This is a genomic window from Wolbachia endosymbiont (group A) of Urophora cardui, from assembly GCF_964028435.1.
Classification (GTDB): domain Bacteria; phylum Pseudomonadota; class Alphaproteobacteria; order Rickettsiales; family Anaplasmataceae; genus Wolbachia.
The window spans coordinates 198,747-214,741 of sequence record NZ_OZ034774.1; the positions used below are offsets into that span (position 1 = coordinate 198,747).

Annotated in this window: 16 protein-coding genes and 1 riboswitch; of the genes, 4 read left to right on the plus strand and 12 right to left on the minus strand. The window is 35.3% G+C overall.

Features of this window, described 5'->3' with window-relative positions; translation table 11 throughout:
* Positions 1–38: 38 nt before the first annotated feature.
* The 9 genes from ABWU38_RS01030 to pgsA form a co-directional block, all read right to left on the minus strand.
* Positions 39–1,442, minus strand: coding sequence for a malonyl-CoA decarboxylase (locus tag ABWU38_RS01030; RefSeq protein ID WP_264687944.1), 1,404 nt, complete (start codon positions 1,440–1,442; stop codon positions 39–41).
* 1,310 nt (positions 1,443–2,752) lie between these two features.
* Positions 2,753–3,442, minus strand: coding sequence for a thiamine diphosphokinase (locus tag ABWU38_RS01035; RefSeq protein WP_353272324.1), 690 nt, complete (start codon positions 3,440–3,442; stop codon positions 2,753–2,755).
* A 13-nt stretch (positions 3,443–3,455) separates the two neighbouring features.
* The gene (locus tag ABWU38_RS01040; RefSeq protein WP_253309181.1) at positions 3,456–3,698 is read right to left on the minus strand and encodes a SemiSWEET family sugar transporter; all 243 of its coding nucleotides are present in this window, start codon (positions 3,696–3,698) and stop codon (positions 3,456–3,458) included.
* Positions 3,687–3,789: riboswitch (TPP riboswitch) on the minus strand. (Overlaps the previous gene by 12 nt.)
* Positions 3,790–3,865: 76 nt before the next feature.
* Positions 3,866–4,711, minus strand: coding sequence for an SPFH domain-containing protein (locus tag ABWU38_RS01045; RefSeq protein WP_264688468.1), 846 nt, complete (start codon positions 4,709–4,711; stop codon positions 3,866–3,868).
* 7 nt (positions 4,712–4,718) lie between these two features.
* Entirely contained in the window at positions 4,719–5,657 is a 939-nt protein-coding gene (locus tag ABWU38_RS01050; protein WP_253309180.1) for a M23 family metallopeptidase, read from the minus strand.
* Entirely contained in the window at positions 5,654–6,394 is a 741-nt protein-coding gene (locus tag ABWU38_RS01055; protein WP_253309949.1) for a YebC/PmpR family DNA-binding transcriptional regulator, read from the minus strand. Before ABWU38_RS01055 ends, ABWU38_RS01050 begins: the two co-directional genes overlap by 4 nt.
* Positions 6,395–6,453: 59 nt before the next feature.
* Positions 6,454–7,161 (minus strand): outer membrane protein assembly factor BamD, encoded by a 708-nt coding sequence (locus tag ABWU38_RS01060; RefSeq protein WP_253309179.1) that lies wholly within the window; start codon positions 7,159–7,161, stop codon positions 6,454–6,456.
* Between the two features lie 60 nt (positions 7,162–7,221).
* Complete coding sequence (locus ABWU38_RS01065) at positions 7,222–8,220, minus strand: hypothetical protein (protein ID WP_353272325.1); 999 nt, start codon at positions 8,218–8,220, stop codon at positions 7,222–7,224.
* Between the two features lie 100 nt (positions 8,221–8,320).
* Positions 8,321–8,863 carry a CDP-diacylglycerol--glycerol-3-phosphate 3-phosphatidyltransferase gene (pgsA, locus tag ABWU38_RS01070; protein WP_253309177.1) on the minus strand — a complete coding sequence of 181 codons (543 nt, stop codon included), beginning with the start codon at positions 8,861–8,863 and terminating at the stop codon, positions 8,321–8,323.
* A gap of 126 nt (positions 8,864–8,989) precedes the next feature.
* Between pgsA and ABWU38_RS01075 the strand changes: the two genes are divergently transcribed.
* The 3 genes from ABWU38_RS01075 to grxD all read left to right on the plus strand — a co-directional run bounded on the left by ABWU38_RS01075 (position 8,990) and on the right by grxD (position 10,948).
* Positions 8,990–10,312 (plus strand): malic enzyme-like NAD(P)-binding protein, encoded by a 1,323-nt coding sequence (locus ABWU38_RS01075; RefSeq protein WP_253309176.1) that lies wholly within the window; start codon positions 8,990–8,992, stop codon positions 10,310–10,312.
* Positions 10,313–10,390: 78 nt separating this feature from the next.
* Positions 10,391–10,609, plus strand: coding sequence for a BolA/IbaG family iron-sulfur metabolism protein (locus ABWU38_RS01080; protein ID WP_253309175.1), 219 nt, complete (start codon positions 10,391–10,393; stop codon positions 10,607–10,609).
* A gap of 15 nt (positions 10,610–10,624) precedes the next feature.
* On the plus strand, positions 10,625–10,948 hold the full coding sequence (gene grxD, locus ABWU38_RS01085; protein WP_164224629.1) for a Grx4 family monothiol glutaredoxin: 324 nt from the start codon (positions 10,625–10,627) through the stop codon (positions 10,946–10,948).
* 73 nt (positions 10,949–11,021) lie between these two features.
* On the opposite strand, the gene ABWU38_RS01090 is transcribed toward grxD, so the two are convergent.
* Both ABWU38_RS01090 and dnaG read right to left on the minus strand, forming a co-directional pair.
* A complete protein-coding gene (locus ABWU38_RS01090; RefSeq protein WP_264687940.1) occupies positions 11,022–12,104 on the minus strand; it encodes an efflux RND transporter periplasmic adaptor subunit in 1,083 nt (360 codons plus the stop codon).
* Positions 12,105–12,288: 184 nt separating this feature from the next.
* Entirely contained in the window at positions 12,289–14,037 is a 1,749-nt protein-coding gene (gene dnaG, locus ABWU38_RS01095; protein ID WP_353272326.1) for a DNA primase, read from the minus strand.
* Positions 14,038–14,212: 175 nt separating this feature from the next.
* On the opposite strand from dnaG, the gene ubiG reads away from it, so the two are divergent.
* Positions 14,213–15,382 carry a bifunctional 2-polyprenyl-6-hydroxyphenol methylase/3-demethylubiquinol 3-O-methyltransferase UbiG gene (gene ubiG / locus ABWU38_RS01100; RefSeq protein ID WP_253309173.1) on the plus strand — a complete coding sequence of 390 codons (1,170 nt, stop codon included), beginning with the start codon at positions 14,213–14,215 and terminating at the stop codon, positions 15,380–15,382.
* Positions 15,383–15,407: 25 nt separating this feature from the next.
* Here ubiG and ABWU38_RS01105 read toward each other — a convergent pair whose 3' ends face one another.
* Positions 15,408–15,878 (minus strand): TrbC/VirB2 family protein, encoded by a 471-nt coding sequence (locus ABWU38_RS01105; protein ID WP_264687938.1) that lies wholly within the window; start codon positions 15,876–15,878, stop codon positions 15,408–15,410.
* Positions 15,879–15,995: the final 117 nt, after the last annotated feature.

The window sequence follows — 15,995 nt, forward strand, 5'->3', positions numbered from 1 at the left end:
TTAAGTGTTGTGAGGGCAATTATTTATTAAGAGACTATTTACTCCTTCAACATAGACGACACTTTTTTCGAGCAGGAAATCACTTTATTAACCATATAGTTTTCATGATTGTTATCTATTTTAGGCAACTCATACAGATAATTCACCATCATTCCAGCCGACTGACTAATACCCTTTTCAGAAGTATCCGCCATCCAGTTTAATTGTTTTATTGATGCGCCATTGCTTAAATGAAAATGTGCCACCGGATCATAAGCATTTCCATTACTATTATTCACTTTTAGTAAATAATATGTACACAGTTTAAGCATGCATTGTTTAGTTTCATTTGTACATTCAACGTTAGTTTTTAATTGCTCTGCACTTTCTAAAATTTCTGCACTAGATTGTTTTATATTTAGTTTGCCCAATAAAGTGACATCTTGGTTTAGATTGTTTTTTAGCCATTTCGTAAAGCCAGGTATTGGAGAAAGAGTTGCGTATGTTTTTATACTTTTAAACTCTTGCGATAGCTTTTCTACAACCCTTTTGATCAAAAAATTACCAAGGCTGATTCCAGATAACCCTGCTTGAGTATTTGATATTGAGTAGAATATAGCAGTGCTTGCACTACTTGGATCACTTGAAGGTACTGATTCATCTAAAAGGTGTTGAATGCTATCTGCAATCTTATTCACCAATGCAACCTCTACAAAAATTAGAGGTTCGTTTGGTATTTTGTAATGAAAGAAAGCAAAACAGAGACGATCAGAATCTAGTCTGTTTTTTAAGTCATCCCAAGAGGAAATTTTATGCACAGCTTCATATTTTATAAGTTTTTCTAGCAATGATGCAGGTGAATCCCAGGTGATTTGACGAAGATCGAGTAGATCAACATCAACCCAAGTATAGAGTATATTTTTTAATTCATTCTCTAGTGGATTCAAGCTTCTATATTGGTTCTTTAGCTTAAGCACATCAGAACGCATATCAACAATAAACTTGAGGCCTTCTGGTAGAGAAATAAATTGCTTCAATATTTTAGAACGCGGTGATTCAAGAATTTTTATTAAATCCTGTTCAAATTTATAGTTTAACTCGGGATCTTGGTTTTTCTTATACTCTTTAATTTTCTCATCTATTTCCGCTTTATTCGGATTAAATTTTTCTGCCAGGGTTTGTAGAAATTTTATTTTACCTTTCTCTGATAAGCTCAAGTACAGGTTACCAAGAGATACAGCGTTCTTACGTGCTGAAACCTCTCCTCCCTTTGGGTTTAAGCACTCGTTCATCTTCAAGACTAAACTATCGATATCGCGACTGTTGCTTAAATCAGGACCGATGTTACCAATCCACGATCTTACAGCATCTGCCACTCCACCTAGTATTTTAAAAAAGCTTCTTACCGCTTTTTTGTCTTCAACTTTCACTATATCAGTTTTTACCAATGATTCTTTTGTCATAGATTCCCTTTATTATACATGGCTAATGCAAGTCAGGTTTCCCTACGTCATACCTCCGCGGTATCTCTAGATCCCGCTAACAAGCAGCGTGATGACGAATTTGTCGTTTGTCAAATCGTCGGTAAACCCAAGTTATTTTAGCTACATATAGCTTAAGTTAAAGGAAAATTTTAGCTACATAGCAGGCACTATTACTGAATTATTAATAATTCAGTAATACAATAGACTTCTTGCACTACCTCCCAAGCCACAACTGTCATTCAGTAGAAACAAAAAACTTCCTTGACAAACTCCGCCAGCCCCCTTATTATGATAATAAGGGTGTTTATGACTCAAAACTTGTTTTTGACCTGCAGGCTCAATGACAAAATTCAGTAAAAAACTTAGGGTATTTTTGGCGGATTACATAAAATTATAGCGGCTGCATGTCTTTTAAATTTTTTCTACATTCAGCCAAATCGCGCTTATTTTAAGCGTTAGCACATTATTACAGCGCCACTTACAGTAATATAGAGTCAAAACTCGCACCACGGGGCTTCTTTTGCCTTTTTTTCCGCTTGGTAAATTTCTTAATATTTGTAGCTGAACGACAACCGTCATCCCTGTAAAGGTCAAGTATCCCGCTACGTGTTAGCGGATGAGATACCGCGAATGAATCGCGGTATGACGGTCTGCGGCGGAATGACGGTTGGCTTTGTTGCATCGCTACTTATGAAAGGCTAACTATAGCTAGGATTATAAGCAACCTATTGAAAATCTTGTTTTTTTGCAATCAATCTGATCAAATTTAAGAATAGTAATTTATTATTTATATTAATAAACTTAATTCTATTGAAAATAGCTAAAGCATTGAAATTCTTGAATTTTAGCCGGATTAGTGAGTGGTAGTGAAATTTCTTTTACTCAAATTTAGGTATTCACTGACCGTTCTTGTTATAAATACCAGAATAATAAGCTACTGATATTCTCCATCTTTTTTATCTTTAATCCATCATAGCTAGCGATGCAACAAAGCCATGACGGTTCGCGGTGGCATGACGATAACCTCGTCATCCCGCTACGTGTTAGCGGGATCTATGCTAAGAGATACCGCGAATGAATCGCGGTATGACGGTTCGTGGCGGTATGACGGTTAAGCAATTCGTCATCCCGCTGCTTGTTAGCGGGATCTAGAGATACCGCGGCGGTATGACGTAGGACTGCTGTCATTCAAGTAGCTGACACTGGAATGACACGTCATAAAGGAACCAGTGTTAGCTACTTGGATGATACCTTTTTTCTACTTAGTTTGGGTTATGCAAGAAGTCTATTTACTTCTTAACTTGACGCACATGATGTCTTGCAGCATCATCTACTGCTTCTAAATAAACCATCGCCAAACATATACCACTGTGTACTTCTATAGATAACTTACTGCCTAAACTTCGATTAAAGCAAGAATTCTTTCCTGGAAAAGCAAGGTTGCTAAGATGCAGTTCCCATTTTAATCCTTTGGTTGATATTTGAGCTCTCGGTATACCAAGTAAAGATATTTTAGTATCTTTCGGCAAAGAAAAATGGGTAATACTTTTTTGTAGGATGTAACCTACCATGGGAGGTGAAGGTGTGTAAAAGATACTGCCCGTACTTAGAAAAATGTTAATATTCTGTAGTATGTGATCAATTGCTCCTCCAGTAATACCCGTTACTATTGATGGCAATAACTTTACTGTTTTTAAGTGAGCCATTGCTTTAGAAAAGTCGCAATAATCTTGATCAGGTAGATATATCGTATTCAAATTAGCACGTAAATCCAGATTTACGCTACCCAAATCTCCTACTACAAGATCAGGTTTTACGCCAATTGATAGAAGCTTGTTTGCTCCTCCATCTACAGCAATAATAGGTATATCTCGTTTAAAAAACGATGAGCTCGGTATTTCTCCATTTAGCACTACAATAGAACGATATTGTTGTTGTGTACTGCAGTGCAGCACATGATCATGGTGCAGGTTTTGCATCGTAGTAACATTTTTAAATAATTGATATTATGCTAATCACTAATCCAGCAATATTGCTAAGCACCACAAAAATTGAGCTCTGGTAAAGACCATAGCCAATCCAAGACAATGAACAAATAAGATAGTTTACTAACATTAGCATCGATACATCACGAGTAACTTTAGTGATATATGCTTTATATACTTGAGGTGATAATCCAATTAGAGATGCAATTAACGCAATGAAGCCGAAGCATTCTTCAATATTTATATACATACATTTTCCTACGCTTGCTTTAACAATATCAGGTTCAAAGGGTTGTACTTTATGTACTCTCAGCTTTTCTAGAGCACCCCTAATGCGTGTAATTTATAACATCATTTAGTCTATTAATCAAGAAATTAATAGTGACTTGCATTCATGAAACCCAATCGGCTTCTATGCTAATTATTATCCAAACTAATCGTCGGTTGTGCATCTTGCTCAGAGATTAGGGCAACCAACAAATTATTTATCAATTGAACCTTTTGCTTGCCATCTAATTGTAAGCTTTTGTTTTTTTCAAAATGAGCTATTACTTCCTCGACAATTCCTATTGCATTTTGCACTATATGCCTTCTTGCCGAAGTGATAGCATGTGCTTGTTGACGCCTTAACATTGCTTGTGCAATCTCGGACGAATACGCCAAATGCGATATTCTTGCTTCTGTAATCTCAATTCCTGCAATATCTAATCTTTGTTGTAACATTGACCGCAATTCATCTGAAATTTTATCAGAATTTTTACGTAAAGATTCCTCATCGCTTTCGCTATCATACGGATAATTGCTTGCTAATTCTCTTATTACTGAGTCACTTTGTACAAAAACAAATTCGTGATAGTTGTTAACATTATAATACGCCTTTGCAGGGCTGTTTACTCTCCAAACAATTACTGCAGAAATCTCTATTGGACTTCCATTTGCATCATTCACTTTTATTTTTTCTGTGTTGATATTTTGAAATTTTAGGGAAACTATATATTTGCTTGAAAAGGGAAGCGTTACACATATTCCAGACTTAAAATAAGTTCCAATATAATGACCAAAAAACTCTATCACTCTTGCTTCATTAGGGTCATTAATAAAAAATCCTTGAAGAAAAGTCAAAATTGAAACAGCAGCAACTCCAAGCGCAATTGTGCTGTCATATGCAAAAAAAAGCAGCGATAAAATTAATCCTAGCGCTATTAGTACAGGAAAAAACCGGAGTTGACTTAAATTTCTATCGTTTATCGTATTCTTATCCATATTGTCTTTAAACTTCTTTTTCACTTGAACCCTCTCTGTTGATCGTTTTATTTATCTTATTTACAAATAGTTTAAACTCTCTTAATTCATGATCAGGCAATTTTACTTCAGTTTCATGCGCTATCGTAAGCGGATCGATGTGTTTGCCGTTATATATAACTTCGTAATGTAAATGGGGTCCTGTTGCAACACCAGTGCTACCAACATAGGCAATGACCTGCCCCTGTTTTACTTTAGAGCCTAACTTTATATCGCCACTAAATCTACTTATATGCGCATAACAGGTTGAATATTCATTTTTGTGTTTTATTTTGATGTAATTTCCATAGCCACCATTCTTTCCTATATATTCTACCACACCCTCTGCAGCAGCGTATATGGGAGTGCCAAGCTTAGCTGCATAATCCACTCCTTTGTGAAAAGCAATTTTACCGCGAACAGGATGCTTTCTATTGCCAAATTTTGAGGATATGCGATAATCTCCATTTAAAGGATTTGCAAAAATTTCGCCATTTTTTAAGCTTATTCCTTCTTTATTAAAATACCTTTCTTTGCCGTCTTGCGATTTATAATGATATAAACTAATAGCTTTCTTGTTTATTGTCAGTGAAGCATATAAAATCTTTTCTTCAGTCTTCTGATTACTGAGCGATCTCTCAAAAAGAACCTCCAATTTACTCTTCGGCACAATGTCTTTTTTAAAATCAACACCAAAATCTTTATATATGTTGATCAATTTTACCACTGTATTTGGCGCCAACCCTTCCGTGTCAAAAAAAGAGGATTTTATGTCACTAGATATGAATAACAACTTTCCATCACTTTCTGTCGTCAAAGTAGCTTTTTTTTTTCTGATTCCATGCTGGAATGGCTGTGCAAGATCTGTTGATGTTTCAGTAGCATATGCTGGTAAAATACAAAGCAATACAAATATTACCAGCCTCATAGCTTATCAACAAAAGTAAAATTACCTTCAACATACTGTACATCATCATTATCTTCTAATTCTTCAACCAATGTGGATAATTTATCGATCAACTCTTTATCGCTAATTTCAACTAGATCCTTTGGTTGCCACGAAAGACGAGCGAGTTCTGGTTCTCCGAATTTTGCATAAAAGGCATCGCGTACTTTACCAAAATCTTTTATTTCACAAGTTATAACGTGTAATCCTTCTTTGTCATTTTCCTCAACATTCAATACTTCTAACTCGATCCCATAATTAAATAAATCATCAAAATTCACACCCTCTGCTTTATAGACGATTAAGCCTACATGATCGAAAAGGTAACTAACACTTCCTGTTTCTCCCAAGTTTCCACCCTTGCGAGAAAATATATAACGTACCTCAGAAGCAGTACGGTTGCGGTTATTAGTCAAGGCATGGACAATAAGTGCAGTGCCAGAAGGCCCATGACCTTCATATTGGATTTCCTCATAATTTTCTCCAGCAACGTTACCAGTTGCATTTTTTATTGCTGTTTCTATTTTATCTTTTGGTAGATTTTCCTTGCGTGCAGCAAATATAGCAGAGCGAAGGCGCGGGTTGAGTTCGGGATCGGGTAGCCCTTGCTTTGCAGCAACTGTTATTTCTCTAATCAGCTTCGTAAATTTTTGAGAGCGCTTTGCATCCTGAGTGCCTTTCCGATGTTTTATATTTGAAAATTGTGAATGACCAGCCATATTCAAATAGTTAAAAACCTAATTATATATCAAAGCATAGAAAAAGCTAAAGCAAATTTTCAAGCCTCTGGCTTGGCATCTTGCAGGTTTTCTGCTAATAACATACTTTCATACTGCTCAGCTTCTAAGTCAAGGCCAAGAGCTGAATGGGCTGCTATTAAATAGTTAATAGACTTAGAAAAATATTTAGAATCCTTATAGCTTGCTATATTCTGGAAACGCTTAATTGCTGCTAAATATTCACCACGCCTCAGGTAAAACTTACCGATAGAGTACTCTTTTGTTGATATATGCTCTGTGATCAGCTTTGCTTTTTCCTTCATCTCGTCTACATATTCGCTGCCTGGAAAGAGATTAATGTACTCTGTAGCTAGCTCTAAAGTTTTATATGCAACTTGTTGCCCGAGCTGCACTTTGTTAATTTGCATGTAATAAGATAGTACTCTTAAGTAATACACATATGGCAAATCTTCACCATTTGAATAAACGTATATATAATCATCCATATCACTTGCAGCACTACTGTAGTTACCCATATTATAGTGAGAAACCCCAGATAATAATTTTGCTTTCCTTGCCCAATAAGAGAAAGGGTACAAATCTTCTATCTTTTGAAATGCCCTAATAGCTTGTTTATATTTTTTCTGGTCAAAAAGTTCAACTGCTTCCTCATATAGTTCAGCTTCAGTTTTTTCAAGATCATCCGCATACGATTGTGTAAAGGAGCAAATTAGGAAAATAAAGCACGTGATTAAAGTCTTATACATAAGATTTTTTTCGATCAAAATAAAGTATAGACCTAAATATTACTTAAATAAATAAATTTCTTAGGCAATAGCCGGCCCTTCCTCTTTATAACTACGGTCAGAACTACCTGCATTCCTCGATTTACCTTGTCCTTCCACTTTTGGATCTTTCAGCGTTTTGCTGTAGGAATGTGTAGTTAATATCTGTACAACCATAAAAAGTGCAATACCTATCAAGCCTAAAGTAGGCCCAACAGCAGGATTTAAGGACGATGCTAATGCCATTAACATTATCCTTCTTATTAAAAATATAGAAGAACCAGCAAGCGCCAATCCGGCTACAGACATATTGCTAGTTTTCTTGCTAGATTTTTCATCAAGATTAGATTTTTCTGTTTCCTTTTTCTTATTTTTTTCATGCTCATCAATATAAGAAACAAGAGTTACAAGAAAAGCAATTGCATTGGCAAGAAATAAAATTGCATCCTCTGCTGCTTCAAGTGAAGATGTTTCACCCATTATCATACCTACAATAATCAGTGCAGTTGTTATAGCCTCAATATAGATCAAACACTGACCTATATCAGAAATATTGTGCTCTTTTTCCTTTACTTCCTCTCCATTTTCAATATTCTCCAACTCTCGTTCTTTTTGTGCTATTTTCCTATTATTGTAAATTAAATATAGCGTACAAATAAGAGATAGGACCATAGAAGGTAATATAGTGTGGCTTAGCGCGCCACTTATCACGCCAAGTAATACCTGATCGCTACATATTTTTTCCAGTTCAATAGCCATAAATAATGCAAATGGAACCATTGTTACCAATGATACACATTGTCTATATAGCTCTCTTTTTTTTAGTGTTAATAGCTCTTGTTCAAGCTTCTTCTTTTTTTCTGCTTCTCCTACTTTTAGCATTAATAACTCCTGTTCAAGCTTCTTCTTTTTTTCTGCTTCTTCTTTTAGTGTTAATGACTCTTGTTCTGACCTTTCTTTTTTGACTTCCTTATCAACTGTCGGCCAAAAATCCCCAAAAAAATCTTCAGGAGAAAACGTAGTCTTAAAGTTATCAGTCATATAAACCCTATTAACTAATATATTATACAGGATTTTAACTATTCAGTCAATATTATGAAAGTATTAACTACTTTTGTATATTAACTGTTTCTCAAGAAATTCAGTCAACCTGTTTGATGCCGGCTAGGATATAATTATAGCCTGACCACATAGTTATAATAGCTGCAACCCATAAACAAATTGCACCTATATATTGAGTTGTGTCGTAATCGTTCATTATTAGCGCTACTACAGCAACCATCTGCAAAAATGTTTTAATTTTGCCAGCTTTGCTTACAGGTAGACTAACATTTATAGCTATAAGGAACTCCCGTAAACCCGAAACTAATATTTCCCTACAGATGATGATAATCGATGGTACTATTGTAAAATCATTTATCTTCTGCTTATAAACTAGCATAATTATCGTTGAAACCACTATTAATTTATCAGCAATTGGATCAAATAGCTTGCCAAACTTTGATTGGACTTTCCACGCACGCGCCAAGTAACCATCAAAAAAATCCGTAATGCACGCAAACACAAAGATTGATATTGTTATCAGGCCTGCATATTTATTTTCTATATAAAAACTTAATATTATTGCTGGTATTGCAAGTGCACGAGAAATTGTAAGCAAATTAGGCACGTTTTTCTTAAGCATGTAATATCATCTTACGTAATAGGTAAACTTATACAGAAGTACAACAGAGTTCACAAGCTAATAGTTTACAATTGAACATTTATAAAAACTCCATATACTTAAAAATTACAAGCTTAAAATATAAGAATGAACGATGATTTAGATAATACCACAAAACAAGAGGCACTTAAGTATCACAGTAGAGGTGGTAACCCTGGTAAAATTTCAATCATGCCAACAAAACCTTTATCTACCCAGTATGATTTGTCACTTGCTTATTCTCCTGGCGTTGCAGCTCCGTGCCTTGAAATAGCTAAAAATCCTGAGGTTGTTTATGATTATACGGCAAAAAGCAATTTTGTAGCTGTCATTTCAAATGGCACTGCAGTGCTTGGGCTTGGTAATATCGGTCCTCTTGCTGCAAAACCTGTCATGGAAGGCAAAGCTGTTTTATTTAAGCGTTTTGCTGATATTGATGCAGTTGATATAGAAGTTGGTACAGAAAATATAGAAGATTTCATCAATGCAGTAAGGTACCTTGGGCCAAGTTGGGGGGGGATAAATTTAGAGGATATAAGATCTCCCGATTGTTTTATAATAGAGAAACGTCTGAATGAACTGATGGATATTCCAGTGTTCCATGATGACCAGCATGGAACTGCAGTGGTTGTTGCAGCTGGTATAGAAAATGCTCTTGATATTGTCGGAAAGAAATTAGAGGACGTTAAGATCATTATGAATGGTGCTGGAGCAGCCGGTATTGCATGTTTAGAAATACTAAAGTCCATGGGCGCTAAAAATATAGTGCTGTGTGATAAGCAAGGAGTAATATACAAAGGTAGAAACGAGGACATGAATGAGTGGAAGGAAAAATATGCAATTGATACTTCCGAACGTTCTCTACTTGATACAATAAAAGGCGCTGATGTATTCATCGGATTATCTGCAAAAGATGTGTTAAATGAAGAGATGTTAAAGAGTATGGGCAAAGACCCGATTATTTTCGCTCTCGCCAACCCCGATCCAGAAGTAAGGCCTGAGTTTGCAAAATCTGTGAGGCCAGATGCAATAATCGCAACTGGCAGGTCAGATTACAACAATCAAGTCAACAACGTAATGGGATTTCCTTATATATTCAGAGGAGCGCTTGATGTACATGCAACAACAATAAATGATGAGATGAAAATTGCAGCTGCAGATGCAATAGCAAAGCTTGCCCGTGAGCCAGTGTCTGACGAGATATCTGCAGCCTATGGCGGTCGTAAAATGAGCTATGGACGTGAATATATAATACCTACTCCATTTGACCCAAGATTAATTTCTATAGTATCTCCTGCTGTTGCAAAAGCCGCAGTTGATTCAGGTATTGCAAGAAAGGCAATACAAGATTGGAGTAAATATGAAAATCAATTGAAATCTCGCCTTGCTAGTACACTTAACACGCTGAATCTACTGTCTTCACAATATTAGTAACCATATAATCAATAATTCAATTGCACCCAGTCGTTTTAGATTTATAATGAAAGTATTGTAATTTAAAGCAAATCAATGACTATTGCAATTCACGAATTAGAAAGGATCATCAAACAATCGTTCCCCGACGCTGATATAAAGGTTCAGGACCTTGCTGGAGATGATGATCATTATCATTTAAAAATAACCTCCAAGCGCTTTCTTGGAAAGACAAAAATAGAACAGCATAAAATGGTATATAAAGCTCTGGAAGGTCAGTCTATACACGCCTTGCAACTGGAAACTAATACTTAAAAATAAGGTGAATTTATGAGCAGTTTTGAACAAATAAAAAAAGATATAGCGGAAAATGATGTGGTGTTGTACATGAAAGGCACTTCTGATTTTCCTCAATGCGGATTCTCTGGACTCGTCGTGTCAATCCTAAAAAAATTGAACGTGAAGTTTAAGTATATTAACGTGTTGGAGAATGATGAAATACGTGAATCTATAAAAAAGTTTTCTGATTGGCCAACAATTCCACAATTATATATAAAGGAAGAGTTTATCGGTGGTTGCGACATCACTCGCGAGATGTACGAAAAAGGCGAACTGCAAAATTTATTGAAGGAAAAAAAAATTATTGCGGAATAAGTACCAAGAAACCAGTGCCCAGACGCTGGGATTGGTATAACGTAGTATAAGCTATGAAAAAGGATCTTATGTCTTAAACCTTATCACCAGGCTTAACAAATAGGTGGCCCAATACTATTAACTTTATGGGTTTACCTTCGTTATTTGCTACTATCCAAACCCCATCGCTCTCATGATCAACAATTTCTATTGGTACAAATATTACATAATTATTGTCATCAACAATCTTTATTCCAAGAGCACCCTCGTCACTTAAGCTCAGGGCTGAAGAAGGAACTTTATATGCAAATCTTTCGCCTGAAGGTAGTCTTACGTTGGCAGTTAGTCCCTGCAAGGATATCATTTTATTATTAATTACCTTTACCTCTACCCTATAAGACCCAGTTTTAGGCTCAGCAATTTTACTAATAAAACTTACTTCACCTGCCAATTCTTTTCCGTCCAGTAAACTAATTTGAGCTGTGCTGCCTAGCTCTATTTTATTTACTTCATTTTCCGAAACGTATAACACCACAAGAATTTGATCGAAATCAACCACGTCAGCTATTTTTTGCCCAGCATTAACAAAATCCCCTTCGTTTGCATTGATTTTATCAATATAACCATCTATAGGAGATTTGACTGCAGTATTTTCTAAATCCAATTCTAGCCTTTTTAGGTCAGCTTTTGCACTTTGTAACGCAGTAAAAGCTGCTTCTACTTGTATTTGTGCTCCATAGCCTGTTTTATTCAGTTTGTGAGAGGAATCATACTCAATTTCACGCTGCTTTAATAAAGCTTTGGCTTTCTGAGATTGCTCAATCCTGTCATAATCTTCTATCTTTAACACTACATCATCTCTTTTTACCTTTTCACCATCAGGTAAATAAATAGCAATAATCTTACCACTTATTTTTGAGACAAGGCTAGCTCTATGTAAGGGATTTACTGTACCAGAAAAATTTAAATATATAGTGCGGTTTTGCGGCGCACATTCTTGAGTTTTTACTGAAAAGCTACTAGTTGCATTATCACTATGAACCGCCTGATCTTTTTTTAAAAATGCACTGCTGATAAAAAACAGTAGAATAAAAGCAATACTAGAAATGATGATTACTTTATTTCTCATCTTTAAACAATAGAATTTGTTGACTAATTTTGTTAGAAACAACTGCATAAATTTTCGAATCAAAAATGTAAGTATAATACATGCACCATTGTCACTCCATAAATAGTTTTATATGAGAACAAACACAAGATTTTCCTACAATAAGTAAGTTTTTTATTGCTAAGAGGCAGTATAAATTCCGTTAAAAAGCAGCAGAATGACAAACAACCTAAAAATAATTAACTGTAGCAGCCTACTTTTCAATAAACTCCATTTGCATTTCTTGTATATTACTTTCTATTTGCTCTATTTGTTCTATCAACCTTTCCTCTAAGTCAAGATTACCGCTCAGCCTCGCTTCGGTTCTTTCTTTTCGTAACGCATTTAATTCTTTTAGTAACACTATATTATTCCACACAATTTCTGCAGATTTTCTCTCGTTCAGTTGGCTCTTTAGTACACTAGTTTTTTCAAATACATACTTTATAACGTCAAACTGTTTCAATTCTTGTAACAAAGCCTCTTTACCAAGTTTGCTTTTGTTACTTATTACATCAATTACACGCTGTTGTAATCTTTTCATCTCATTAGTAAATTCAAAATGAGAAAATTGCTCAAAAAATATAGGAAGGTTCAAGATTTCAGGAAATTCTACGGCTATACGCAAAATTATGGCCTGATTTTGCTCTGCCTCAATTAGCTCTGGAGATTTGTTATGAAGATACTCACCTTTTGTTGCTCTAGTTTTACTATTAAAAATCTGTTTTTTGAAGCTACTTCTTAGTTCACTAGCCTTATTGTAAAAATAATCTCTATAATACCTTCTAATACTGCTGTTGCTAATAGTATTTACATATTCCATGAACTTGTGCTCAAGAATTGAATATTTTTCCGGAGCAAGTTTTTCATAATTTTGAAAGTTGCTATCGATTATGTGACGCCATAAATATTCAGAATGCAGTTTTGTTGAATGGTCAAGAGCAGTCAACACGTCTTCTTTCTTGTATGCCAGTTCGTTACATATATCGTATGGATCTTTATTACTCGGCAAAGTCACAAACTTTAACGTGTATCCAGGCTCTAATATTGGCAGAGCAAGTTCCGCAACTCGTGTAGCAGCACGATATCCGGCATTATCGCCATCCATACAGATGGAGATTTCTTTAGCAAATCTCCACAGGTTTTTTATCTGTTCTGCAGAAATTGCGGTACCAAGTGGAGCAACTGCATTACTAATTCCCGCTTGATGTAGCGCTATAGTGTCCATATATCCTTCAACAACAAATATGTGCTGTTTTTTACGTATTTCGCTTAAAGCAAAGTTTAATCCGTATAAATTCTCCCTCTTCTTGAAGAGCTGACTCTCTGGGCTATTTAAATATTTTGGCTGTTGCTCAGAACTCAGCGCACGTCCGCCAAAACCAATAACTCTTCCTGCAATGTTGTATATAGGAAATATCAGCCGGTCATAAAAATAATCATGAAAATTTTTGTTTACTAATCCAATATCAATTAAAATTTTGTCTTCAATACCTGAAGAGTTTAAATACTCTTTCAAACCAGAGCTTGGTGCATAACCTATCTTAAATTTATCTATGATTTCAGGTAAAATCTTGCGCTGCTTTAAATAATCTACAATGCCCTGATTTTTTTGTGCAAACCAATTTGCAGCTAAATCAAGCGCTAAAAATAGTTTATTGTCCCCTTTTGTAATACTAAGACTTTTGGGCAGTTCAACACCTGTAACCGATGCTAATCTTTCCAATGCTTCTTTAAAGCTTAATCCTTCAGTTTGTGAAATAAATTCAAATGCATCACCACTAGCTGAACAACCAAAACAGTAATATAACCCCTTAGTATTGCTCACCGAAAAAGATGGGGTTTTTTCGTTATGAAATGGACAGAGCCCAACAAAACTATCTCCTCTTTTTGTTAGCCTGACTTTTTTACCTACTATGTCAGATAATAATAATTTTGATTTTATAATATCTATGTGATCCATCTTATTGAATTAGTAGTAGGATAAAAATTATATAGAATTTATACACATCTGACTCGAAATTTATTTCAAGCTTTAGGACTCCCGAAAGATCAGGAGTATTAAAACGGCTTGACAGAAAGATCAAAATAAATTACCCATATAAATATCCTTAAGTTATGCAAGATCAACTTTTTATATGTCAGATATAATATCAATTGCCTCAGATCATGCTGGTTATGAATTAAAATCAGAAATAAAATCCTACCTGGAAACCCTGGGTTACACAGCGGTAGATCAAGGCTGCACTGCTAAGCAAAAGTGTGTAGATTACCCAGACTATGCTGTTAAAGTTGTAGAAGATATAACAAGCAAAAAAGCAAATTATGGGATATTAATTTGTGGTACAGGTTTGGGCATGAGTACTGTGGCAAATCGTTTTGAAGGAATCTACGCTGCTTTATGTAACAGTGTTGAGATCGCAAAATTAGCTCGCGAGCATGGCAACGCAAATGTACTGTGTCTTGGTGCAGGGTTTACTGCGAGTGGATTAGCAAAAGACATAGTCAAACAATTCCTCGAAACAGAATTTTCAAAAGAAAGCAGACATAAAAAACGCCTTGATAAACTCAGTAATATAACCTCTAAGAAAAAAAAAACAAAAACTTATAACGAAGATGAAATATCAAAATTCGCTAAAATGGCAGGCCAGTGGTGGGATGAGAACGGCAAATTCAAACCATTGCACATGATGAATCCTGTTAGAGTATCTTACATTATTGAGAAAATAAAAGAGTTAAAAAAATGCAATTTGAAAGAATTATCATTGCTTGATGTTGGATGCGGTGGTGGCATTTTGTCAGAGTCAATGGCACGCGTTGGCATTAACGTTGTGGGAATAGATGTATGTGAAGAAAACATCAAAGTGGCACAGTCACATGCGAAAAAAGTAGGGCTTAATGTAGAATATATGCACACCAGCATTGAAGAGCTAAGCAATGACAAGAAGTACGACGTGGTTCTGCTGATGGAAGTAGTCGAGCATGTAGATAATTTAGAATTCTTTATGAGAAGAGCAATAGAATTGCTGAAACCAGAAGGGCTAATCTTTATATCCACAATAAATAGAACTATCAAATCCTTCTGTCTTGCAATAGTCGGCGCAGAGTACATATTAAATTGGCTGCCTAAGGGTACGCATAATTGGAATAAATTTCTCAAGCCGTCAGAAATTGCAAATCACTTAAGAGAAAATAATGTAACGCTGCAAAACATGGCTGGCATGGAGTACAACGTAATAAAGCGTGAGTGGAATTTAACTAAAGGTGTGGATATTAATTATATACTTTGTGGTTTGATGAGTAGTTAGATTTAACTCTATAAAAGCACCATTTTCACTTCCAATACTTTGAAGGATCTTGGCCAGCTTTTATACAGTAGCCTTTATTAGTTAGCGCCCAACCGCGACGACAAGAATAACTTGTACCTACACGTTCATATCCAGGAGCAGCAACACACTTTCCTTGAACCAACGTTTGACCTTTATAAGGACAACGAACCGGCATTTGATCTTCAAGAAAATTACAAACGTTTTTTTCTGTTATCGCTGTTGCAATTTTAGGTGCACCAAAAAACACAGCAACAAACATACCAAGTGAGAAAAGTGAAGGCCAAGGCATTCTTCCAAATATTGCAAGCAAGCTTGTACCAATTACTACTACTGTAATCATTGGTCCACCTATTCCATGAACGTAACCTATTACATTACACATTACATCTGTTGCTCCATCAGCGTGTGCATCAAATGCATAGAAAACTATAAATAGAATTACAAGAAAATTTCCCATTGTTCTTTCAATAATCATACCTGATTGTTTCTTATTTTAATAAAATTTCAGTAAATAGCTTTTTTCAAAAATTATGCTTAACCCAATCAATATTTATTTATTACTGCCTTTTTAATACTATAATTAACTCAGTTG